The following is a 2,729-nucleotide window of genomic DNA, read 5'->3' as shown; positions in this document are numbered from 1 at the left end:
TCGGCGACGATCTGGGCCCCGGCGACCTCGCCCTGTTGCTGGCCGGTGGCGCCGTGCTGTGGGTGCTCTCGGCGCTGGTCTACGCGCGGGTCACCGAGCCCGCGGGAGAGGCCGCCGCCGGGGCCGCCGATCACCAGGACGGCGACGGCGGCGGATCCTGGTTCGCCGAGGCGGCCCGGATGTTCCGCGAGGACCGGACGTTCCGCAGGTTCGTCACCGTGCGTGGCCTGATCCTCGTGTCGTCGCTGAGTCCGCCGTTCATCGTGTCGATGTCCGTCGCGGCGGGCACCGGGGCACTGGCCGGGCTCGGCGGGTTCATCCTCGCCTCCGGGATCGCCTCACTCGTCGGGGGGCGGATCTTCGGCCGGCTCGCCGACCGGTCCAGTCGTCGGCTCATGGCGTGGGCGGCCGCCGCCGCCTCGATCGTGGCGCTGGGTTTCGTGGTGGCCGTCTCGCTCCCCGGCGTCGACGGCTCGTCCGCGCTGGGGACCGTGTTCTTCGTGGGCGGATACTTCCTGCTCACGCTGTTGCACTCCGGGGTCCGCGTGGGGCGCAAGACCTATGTCGTGGACGTGGCCGAGGGCGACCTGCGGACGACCTACGTCGCGGTCTCCAACTCGGCCATGGGGTTCATCCTGCTCGTGGTGGGCGGCATCAGTTCGGTCATCGCGCTGGCGGGGGTCGAGTGGGCGCTGGTCTTCCTGGCGATCCTGGGGTTGATCGGTGCGGTGTCGGCGCTGAGAATGCCCGAGGCGTCGGCGGCCCGGTGATGCCGGGTGCGTGAGCGCCCCGGAGTGTGGAAGCCTCGGGACGGACGGCGGGTGAAGCCCGCCGGTCATGACGACGACGAGGAGACGCGCCGTGCCCGATGACAATGTCACCCTCACGGATTTCCGAGCAGGCCTGCTCGATGGCAGCGAGAAGGATCTGGCCGACTACGCCGGTCAGGTCGTCCTGGTGGTCAACACCGCCAGCAAATGCGGGTTCACCCCCCAGTACAAGGGGTTGCAGAAGCTGTACGAGGAGTACCGCGACCAGGGCTTCGTGGTGTTGGGCTTCCCGTGTGACCAGTTCGCGCACCAGGAGCCGGGCACCGACGAGGAGATCGGGTCGTTCTGCGAGCGCAACTTCGGGGTGGAGTTCCCGCTGTTCTCCAAGATCGAGGTCAACGGATCGGGCACCCACCCGCTGTACCGCTGGCTCAAGTCGCAGGAATCCGGTCTGCTGGGCGGTCGGATCTCGTGGAACTTCACCAAGTTCCTCATCGGGCGTGACGGCACCGTGGTGGGTCGGTTCGGCCCCAACCGTAAGCCTGAGGACCTGCGCAAGGCCGTCGAGGAGGCGTTGCGGGAGTCGTGAGGCCGTGCGGTGAGTGGGCCGATTCAAGTTGCTGCGGCTAAGGTTCTTAAGTCATCACTGAGAACTCTGGAGCCGTATGTCTGTCGGAATGCCCCGATTCGCCGCCACCGCCACCGCCGGCGCGCTGGCCCTCGCCCTGACCCTCGGTTCGGTCGCCCCGGCCGGAGCGCAGCTCGGCAGCATCGACCCGACCACGTTGGGGCCGGACGATCTGGAGACCATCATCGAGGCCGTGGGTTCCGTCCCACTGGGCTCGACCGCCGGTTCGCTCGGGTCGGTGGGCTCCGCGGACATCCCGCTCGGTGAGGGATCCTCTGCCCCCATCGGGACGCCTTCCCCGGTCGATCCGAGCATCACCGAGACCGAGTTCCGGGGAGTCGAGCGCACGCGGGGGGAGTATCAGTACTGGATCGTCGCCTCGGAATCGATGCAGCGCGAGATCACCGTCGAGGTGGTCCCGTCCCGGGGTGAGGGCGCCGCTCCGGTGCTCTACATGCTCGACGGCGTCGGCGCCCCGGTGAGCAGCACCGGGTGGAACCACCAGGGCCAGATCGCGGATCGGCTCGCGGACGAGGACGTGCACGTGGTCAATCCCGCCGGCGCGTTCGCCTCGTACTACACCGACTGGGAGCAGCCGGACCCGGTCCTGGGCAACAACAAGTGGGAGACCTTCCTCACCGAGGAGCTGCCGGGCGTCGTGGCCGAGCAGCTCGAGACGAGCGGCAGGAACGGGATCGGGGGGATCTCGATGGGCGGCCAGGCGGCCATGCACCTGGCCGCCACGCACCCCGGGCTCTACGACGCCGTGATGTCCTTCAGCGGCTACTACTCCACGATGGACGCGCTCGGTTACCAGACCGTCCGGCTCAGCGTGGAGACCCGCGGTGGCCAGGTGGACAACATGTGGGGTCCGCACCGAAGCGGGCGCTGGGCGGAGAACGACACCATCTCTCACCCGGAGGGACTGCGGGGCAAGGCCGTCTACTTCTCGTCCGGCAGTGGCGAGATCGGCCCGGAGGACCTGCAGGAGTACGGCGGCGGCGCGGACGTCCAGAACCTGCTCATCGGACTGGTCCTGGAGAAGGGCGTGCGCGAGGGCACCGAGGCCTTCGAGAGGGCGCTCGACCGCGCGAACGTCGACCACCGGGTGGACTACTCCGACACGGGGCTGCACAACTGGCCGAACTTCCTCAAGAACTTCGAGGCCGGCTGGGAGCACATCAAGCCCGCTCTCGAGGACTGACCCCCGCCCCGGCGCCCCGGCGCCCTCGCGATCGCCCCATGCTCGCCCCGGCGCCCTCGCGCTCGCTCCCGTCATCGATAAGACCGTTCCGCGCACCCCCTTCTCGGGCGATGTGTGCGGAACGCTC

Annotated in this window: 2 protein-coding genes and 1 pseudogene; all 3 read left to right on the top strand. The window is 69.3% G+C overall.

The annotated features are described in order from the left end of the window. Positions 1 to 770: pseudogene (locus tag G6017_RS06975) on the top strand (MFS transporter); the annotation flags it as partial. A 91-nt stretch (positions 771 to 861) separates the two neighbouring features. Further along, entirely contained in the window at positions 862 to 1,359 is a 498-nt protein-coding gene (locus G6017_RS06970) for a glutathione peroxidase (RefSeq protein ID WP_346034869.1), read from the top strand. A 76-nt stretch (positions 1,360 to 1,435) separates the two neighbouring features. Continuing rightward, positions 1,436 to 2,602, top strand: coding sequence for an alpha/beta hydrolase (locus G6017_RS06965; protein WP_182616642.1), 1,167 nt, complete (start codon positions 1,436 to 1,438; stop codon positions 2,600 to 2,602). Positions 2,603 to 2,729 lie beyond the last annotated feature (127 nt).

Source organism: Dietzia sp. B44 (genome assembly GCF_014145245.1).
Taxonomy (GTDB): Bacteria; Actinomycetota; Actinomycetes; order Mycobacteriales; family Mycobacteriaceae; genus Dietzia; species Dietzia natronolimnaea.
This window is presented reverse-complemented; position numbering and strand designations above follow the sequence as displayed.